Source organism: Nostoc sp. ChiSLP03a (assembly GCF_034531215.2).
Classification (GTDB): domain Bacteria; phylum Cyanobacteriota; class Cyanobacteriia; order Cyanobacteriales; family Nostocaceae; genus Nostoc.
The window spans coordinates 21822-29569 of record NZ_JAVRBQ020000184.1; the positions used below are offsets into that span (position 1 = coordinate 21822).

The 7748-nt window shown below is 43.1% G+C and carries 5 protein-coding genes and 2 pseudogenes; all 7 read left to right on the forward strand.

The window, feature by feature from the left end:
* Nucleotides 1–109 precede the first annotated feature (109 nt).
* On the forward strand, nt 110–1924 hold the full coding sequence (locus RMY32_RS30855; protein WP_322714654.1) for an AAA family ATPase: 1815 nt from the start codon (nt 110–112) through the stop codon (nt 1922–1924).
* Nucleotides 1925–2213: 289 nt separating this feature from the next.
* Nucleotides 2214–2453: a hypothetical protein gene (locus RMY32_RS30860; RefSeq protein WP_322714655.1), complete on the forward strand. Its 240-nt coding sequence runs from the start codon at nt 2214–2216 to the stop codon at nt 2451–2453.
* Nucleotides 2454–2456: 3 nt separating this feature from the next.
* On the forward strand, nt 2457–2717 hold the full coding sequence (locus RMY32_RS30865) for a type II toxin-antitoxin system RelE/ParE family toxin (RefSeq protein ID WP_322714656.1): 261 nt from the start codon (nt 2457–2459) through the stop codon (nt 2715–2717).
* 77 nt (nt 2718–2794) lie between these two features.
* The gene (locus tag RMY32_RS30870) at nt 2795–3433 is read left to right on the forward strand and encodes a 4Fe-4S single cluster domain-containing protein (RefSeq protein WP_322714657.1); all 639 of its coding nucleotides are present in this window, start codon (nt 2795–2797) and stop codon (nt 3431–3433) included.
* Between the two features lie 29 nt (nt 3434–3462).
* Nucleotides 3463–4746 (forward strand): hypothetical protein, encoded by a 1284-nt coding sequence (locus tag RMY32_RS30875; protein ID WP_322714658.1) that lies wholly within the window; start codon nt 3463–3465, stop codon nt 4744–4746.
* A 626-nt stretch (nt 4747–5372) separates the two neighbouring features.
* Nucleotides 5373–6952 (forward strand): annotated as a pseudogene (locus tag RMY32_RS30880) (IS1182 family transposase).
* A 7-nt stretch (nt 6953–6959) separates the two neighbouring features.
* Nucleotides 6960–7238, forward strand: a pseudogene (locus RMY32_RS30885) (IS1634 family transposase); the annotation flags it as partial.
* Nucleotides 7239–7748 lie beyond the last annotated feature (510 nt).

Genomic DNA, 7748 nt, shown 5'->3' on the forward strand with positions numbered 1-7748 from the left:
GTTGTAGCAACTGCCGTAGACAGGGGAAGAAAAGAATTTTAATTTTTGCAAAAAGCTTAACTGTATTCCGATTCAGCAACACCCAGCATTAACTAATTGTCCAGAAACTGTGAGTAGATTTTTCCGAGACTTTGAACAACTGCTAAAACTGGCACAAAAAAAAGCTGCTCAACAGCAAGCCCCAAACAACCCCAATAATAGCGACTGGATCGAAGTTTCCCAGCACAGTAACTTTTCTCAATCCGAATCGACGGTCAAAACTATGCGGACTCCTAGAACATCTGGGTATAAGCCTCTGTCGCCAGTCCCCCATCCTGCTCCTTCCCCAGAACCTGCCGTTAAGCCGTCGTTGCAAGCCGTGGGTGGTTTAAGGGAAGTGCTGGCAGAACTGCACGATTTGGTGGCTTTACCACTAAAGCGTCCAGACTTGTTAGCCAAACTGGGATTAGAACCAACACGGGGGGTGTTGTTAATCGGGCCACCAGGAACAGGAAAAACCTTGACTGTGCGTGCCATAGCCGAAGAACTCGGTGTTAACTACATAGCCATTGCTGGACCAGAGATTATTGGTAAATATTACGGTGAGGCAGAGTTACGACTGCGGCAGATTTTTCAAAAAGCTACCCTGTCGGCTCCTTGCTTAATTTTTATTGATGAAATCGACAGTCTCGCACCGGAACGCACCAAAGTCGAAGGGGAAGTAGAAAAGCGCGTTGTTGCCCAACTTCTCAGCCTGATGGATGGCTTTGCTCAACTAAATGGAGTGATGATTTTGGCAGCAACCAACTGTCCCGATCGCATCGATCCGGCGCTGCGTCGCCCTGGTCGATTCGATCGCGAAGTGTATTTCCGCGTTCCCGATCGCCTCGGTCGCTTAGAAATTCTCAAGATTCATACTAGTACAATGCCCCTAGATGGGTCTGTAGATTTAGCAGCAGTTGCCGATTTAGCAGTTGGATTTGTCGGTGCAGACTTGCGATCGCTCTGTCAAAAAGCAGCCTACAACGCCCTGCACCGCTTCAATCCCCCTTTAGATTCGCCTATACCAGAAGGACTTAGTATCAATCAGCAAGATTTTCTCCAAGCTTTAAAAGAAGTTAAACCCTCTATTCTCCGTCCAGTCACAATTGAAACTCCTAACATCACTTGGGAGGAGATTGGGGGCTTAGAGAGCGTCAAAACCATCTTGCAAGAAACTGTTGAAGGTGCGCTGCTGTATCCCGAACTCTACCGCCAGTTAAAAGCAATATCTCCCCGTGGGATTTTACTTTGGGGCCCGCCCGGAACCGGCAAAACCCTATTAGCCAAAGCTGTTGCATCCCAAGCCAGAGCCAACTTTATCGCCATCAACGGCCCAGAATTACATAGCAAATGGGTAGGCGCATCAGAACAAGCAGTCAGAGAATTATTCACTAGAGCAAGACAAGTATCACCATGTATAATTTTTCTCGATGAAATCGATGCCCTTGCCCCGATTAGAGGCGGTAACGAAGGAGACTTTGGAGTAAGCGATCGCCTAGTCGGTCAACTCCTCACCGAAATTGATGGCATCCAAGCTTGTACTAACATATTAATCATCGCCGCCACAAACCGACCCGACATTATAGACCCAGCCTTATTAAGAGCAGGCCGCCTAGACTTGCAACTGAAAGTAGACTTACCCGATGTCACCAGCCGATTTGAAATCTTGCGGGTTCATAACTGCGATCGCCCCCTAGCCGCAGACATCAACCTAGCAGCCTGGGCCGTCCGCACAGAAGGCTGGAACGGTGCAGAACTCGCCCTCCTAAGCAATCAAGCCACCATGCAAGCAATTCGCCGCTATCGCATCCAAGGATTTACCCACACCACCGAACCCTACATCTTCGCGATCGACTTTGAAATCGCCTATCAATTCCTCCTAGAACGCCGATTTCAATCTTAAATTCTTCCTTTGGGCTTGAGCGTCCACCAAAGTTTGCAAGAGCGACTTCTCTTTGCGTGAGATAAAAATATTTATCCAAAAATATTAACACCTGTTGAATATACGCATCTGCTTCATTTTTTTCTGGAATTGGTATGAGAAAGTGTGTCTGGTTTTTTGAGAATGTTATTCTCAGTGAGAACGAAAAAACGGCTAGAATGATTGTGTAATATTAATTTGGACAATCGGACAAACAAAATATTTTACCCCCTAATTTTAGGGTAATCTTCGCCCAATATGGTAAACGCTAATGAAAACTAACCGTGAAAGAGAAATATTGATAGTAGCAATTAATGCACTATTAGAAAGTGCTTATGATAGCACTTTAGACGAGATTTACACTTTACTGAAAACAATTGAAGATGAAGAAGATGAGGAGGATTTAAAAGCTGTTAAAGAAGCTAGAGAAGAAATAAGACTACACGGAACTATCTCCTGGGAAGAAATTAAAAAAGAAAATGCTGAAGAGAGAAAACAGGATGTGGCTTAATTGATGACTTACACAGTCGAATTTTCTCCCAGTGCAAGAAAGATGTTTAAAAAATTATCTCAATACTTGCAAGACTGTATACAGCCTAAAATAGATGCTTTAGCCATAGAACCCCGTCCTAGTGGAGTGAAAAAGTTGAAAGGCGAGGATAATACTTATCGAATTAGAATAGGCATTTATCGAGTGATTTATGAAATAGAAGACAATTTATTGTTAGTTACTGTGATTAAGGTAGGTGGTCGTGGAGACGTTTATAATGACTGATTACATCAGTGAATATTTGAATTTGTCTTATAAGAAAATGAAAGTTACCAGTTTATATATTTTGTACAACTACTTATATGTATGATTACTTACGCATCTTCCGCCATCAATCTCCGGTCACAGCCCTCGGCCCTTACAAACGAGCCGCTATCTGGGTACAAGGCTGCGACTTTGCCTGTCCAGGTTGTATAGTCCCCGAATCTTGGGACAAAGGAGGCAAACAAACAATTTCCCAAACCGAACTAGCAGACTGGATTTTGTCACAACCAGATATTGAAGGAATCACCCTCTCCGGTGGCGAACCAATGTTGCAAGCAGCCGCCCTAGTAAACTTAATTGATAGAGTATATGAATTCCAAAACTTAGGTGTAATGTGCTATACAGGCTATCGCTTAGAACATCTGCAACAACACGGAACAGATGCTCAAAGAGCATTACTCAATCGCATTGATTTACTAGTCGATGGAACTTACATAGAGTCTTTACATGGGGACTTACTCTGGCGGGGGTCTAGCAATCAAAGATTATTGATGTTAACAGAACGATATCAACAGATTTTAATTCAAGAATTAGCACAAGGCGATCGCTCAACCGGAATAGAATTTGGCATAGATGTCACTGGTGCATTTTACTTTACAGGCATTCCCGCCCGCAAAGGCTTCCGAGATGAGTTTGCAGCCAAAATGCAAAGCCAAGGAATTATATTTTCTAACTAAAAATTACAAATTATCAATTACGAATTATTATGAGTGGCAGTCCTAAGTTTTCAGAAGCAGAAATTGCCGAGTGGAAGCAAAAAATTTTAGAAGCTGAACGTCAGCGTCGCGCAGAAATAGAAGCACAAAGACGTAAGGAAGCCGAAGAACAGGAACGACAACGACAACTAGAAGAATCCCGTTACCAAACTCAAATTCGTGTGCAAAGATTGCTGTCAGATATAAATTGGCAGTGGGCAAATTTATATGTTCAAGAAGCTGTAGCATTACAATCTCGCTGTGAGAATCAACTGGAAGCGATCGCTCAAGCAAATTCAGAAACCAAACTACTAGCAATTTCCGAAGAACTAATAAAAATTGAACAGGCAATGCAAGCTGCATTGCAGCGCAGACGCCGCGACGAAGCAGAAAAACAAAGGCGAAAAGACATTGAGCGACAACAATTTGAACTCCAAGAACTGGAACGGCGAGTAGCTCAAATTCCCGAAACAGAATCTCTAAAATTCGATACCGCAGGTCGGCAACAATTACAGCGCATCTTGCAAACTTTACGACAAGCTATTTCTTCTGGAGACCCGATAGCAGTACGCCGACCTCTAACAGAAGCAACAGCTTTAGTTCAAAAACACTTACGCCAAATTGTCCAGGGTCAGTCAAATTCACGCCATTCACAAGCACAAGCAAATCGACAACTCACAGAACTCAAAATCATTCTAACCGGTTTGAAAGCCGATCCAGTAGTTATGCAATGGCAAACAGCAGCAGTAACAGAAATAGAAACTCAAATCAATACAGTGCAACAAGCTATTACTAACGGTCAAAGCCAACAAGTTATTTCCCAATTAACAGAAATTAGCCAGCAGGAGCAAACAATTCTCGAAACCGCCAATGCAGCCCAACTACAAGCAGACAAGCGAGATTATATTGCTGATAGTATTTCTCAAACTTTACAAGAAATGGGTTTCAATATCACCTTTCATCAACCAGAACATCCAGAACATCCCGCTACATCTATTATTTTAGGAGCCACGACTAACACAGGTAAAGGAGTTAGCGTTAGTATTCCCATCGCCGGACAAGTGTTTTATGACGTAGATGGCTATGTCAAACACAGCGTTACTACTGTAGATGGGAATACCTCCGCAGTCTGCGATGAAGCCGAACAAATGCTAACCGAGATGCACGATGTTTTAGAAGATAAATTTGGTGTCAAGATGGGTGAAGTATTATGGCAAGGTAAAGACCCCAAGCGCGTCCTTCGCAAAGCCGAGAATTTGCCAACTCAGAAGCGATCGCGTAGTCGGAGTATTTAGGAAGGGGAAGGGGAAGGGAAGTTCTGAGAAGGGAGCAGTGGAAATGTTTAAAACTTTTATACCTAGCCTTGAGGAAAAATCTGTTTGCGTCAGTCTTGTTGCTTGGAAAACATAAAAAAATAAAAGATATCCCTCTTCTGTCACTTTCCGAGTATTCTTAATAAAAGGATTAAAAGAAAAAACTCCCTTCAGGTAAGCAGGGCAATGGATGTAGAATTACAAATTCTGAAATATTTGGCTAGAGACGCCCACCCAACAGTTGCGATCGTAGATGAATATTGTGCAGAGTATCAAGATTCTGACTTTTCCCGTTAAGTCTCTTTTGCAAGCAGCCAACCTTCACAAAGGTCATGCAATTTTAACCAACCTCGCCACAGTACCTGGATACCAATTGGTGTTTTGCTTCGATGTTCTAGAACACCGATTCAGTAATCGGGGGATAAAATAAAATTCAGTTGAGCGTGAAGTAAATAATAGAGAAGATAATAGAGCAAATACTTGCCAGCCAACGTTTATAGCGATAAGTAAGCCTTGAGCGATATTTAACAAAGTCTCAAGGAGAGGTGTAGCCTAAATTGAGGTAGATTCAGGTAATAAATGTGCTAGTACAACCTGAGAATGTACGTATGCGACCAGGAAATTGGCAACCACCGATAGAGCTATCAGTACCAGAGCAAAGTATCATCAAGCGCATTAAACGGGCAAAGCTGTTTACGTTCTTACGGCAATATCGCCATCAAATATTTAATGATGAATTTCAAGAAGACCTGAACAAGCTTTATGCAGATTCTGCCAAAGGGCATCCACCAGTAGCACCAGCACAGCTGGCATTAGCGACAATTTTGCAAGCTTACACACGAGCTTCAGATGCCGAAGCAATTGAAGCACTGATCGTGGATAGGCGTTGGCAGTTAGTGCTAGATTGCATAGATTGTGAAAATGCGCCTTTTTCCCAGGCGACATTGGCCAGATTTCGCACGGCGCTAATTATCCAAGGTCTTGACCGTAGGCTGATTGAGAGAACAGTAGAACTAGCAGAGCAAACCAAAGGTTTTGGCTCAAGACAGTTACGGGCAGCACTTGATTCCAGTCTCTTGTGGGGAGCATCGAAGGTCGAGGATACATATAATTTGTTGGGTCACGCGCTCAAAAAAGCGATTGGCGTGATAGCTAACCAGCAGGGGCGGGGGCTGGCAGAAGTTGCCAATGACATTGGATTAGACATCGTTGGGGGTTCGAGTTTGAAAACCGCTTTAGACTTAAACTGGGATGACCCCGATCAGAAAAATTTGGCTTTAGGAATCGTATTAGACGCAATAGATCGACTTGAGACTTTTGTACAAGTACAATCAGAAAATACCGAACACCCTCAAGTTCGTTCGGCTTTGGAGACTGCAAGGTTAATTGAAGCCCAAGACGTGGAAGTGGATGCTCATGGTGAGATAAAACTACCTGAGGTGTTGCCAAAGAACGACGTATCTCCATTGAAGACGAAGAAATGAGACATGGGCGTAAAAGCAAAACTCAACTATTTGATGGCTATAAACGTCATGTCTTACGAGATTTAGACAATGGGCTGGTTCGCGCCGTTGGGTTCACAAGAGCAAATATCCCTGAGGCATCTGTTACTGATGCGATCGCCATCGACTTAAAATGCCAGAAAGTGAACCTGGTTGAGTTACACATCGACCGCGCCTACCTTAGTAGTTCTTTGGTTCAAAACAGAACCCAGGAACTGACTGTTTACTGTAAAGCTTGGCAAGTAAGAAATGGTAAGCTGTTCACCAAAACTGCTTTTACTTTAGACTGGGACAATCAGACTATTTGTTGTCCTAATCAAGTAACTTTACCTTTCGCCGTTGGCGGCAAAGTCCAGTTTCTCAAGCATATCTGTGCGAGTTGTCCGTTAAAGGAGAATTGTACTACTTCCCGAACTGGACGAAGTGTTTCCATTCATCCTGATGAGCCATTGTTCCAGGAATTAAAACAACGTCAATTAACTCCTACTGGTTGCACCAAGCTCCTAGAACGGGTAGCTGTCGAGCATTCTTTATCTCACATTGGTCGCTGGCAAGGAGATCAAGCTCGTTACGTTGGAACTCGCAAAAACTTATTTGACCTCCGCCGTACCGCCGTTGTTCATAATCTTCATGTCCTTGCCAAAATTTTTACTAACACTACTGAGCAGCCTGCTACTTTATCCTGATTACTGAATCGGTGTTCTAGCAATGGTTATGGGTTTATGTTTGCTAGTTTATAGTTTGGGTCAACGAGCTTTACGTCAAGCTTTGGATCAGGCTAAACAGACTATCAATAATCAATTAGGTAAACCAACTACTACTCCTACTTTACGTTGGGTTTTCCAATGTTTTATGTCGATTCATTTGGTAACGATCGCCCAAACTAAGCAAATTGCAAATCTTACCCTGGAACGGTCTTGGATTCTCCAGTTTTTTGGTGCCCCTTGTCGCAAATATTATCTCCTTTACTAAGGAACCTGCAGAATGTGGGCTAAAACGCCCAAGTATTCTTATGTGCTTGGTTTGAGTTGAATTGTCGCTGGGTAGGGCTGCACCTTACCCCCTTTTTGTGCTAGTTGCGTAAGTCCTGTATTCTTTTAAATTTTGACTTTTGCTTTCCCCTTCCCCTTTTGTCCATAACGTTACAGCAAAACCTGTATGTTGCCGTACTTTAGGATGACGAAAACCAAGAACCTTGAGAGGCATAACCATCGGGTATGCCAGTTCGATAAGTGGCATGATTTTGAAGTACGCTTTTGATAATGTCTTGGAATTTTAATCGGGTATCCATTGCACGATTGCCTCACTTTGATCATCAAAGACAATTAGGTTGATAATTTGGTTCTTATACCAATTTAATGTGAAGTTGCACATATCTTGATCCCCCTAAATCCCCCTTGAAAAGGGGGACTTTGATAGATGTTTTTCCGGTTCCCCCCTTTTTAAGGGGGGTTAGGGGGGATCGAATTCTATGCAGCTTTA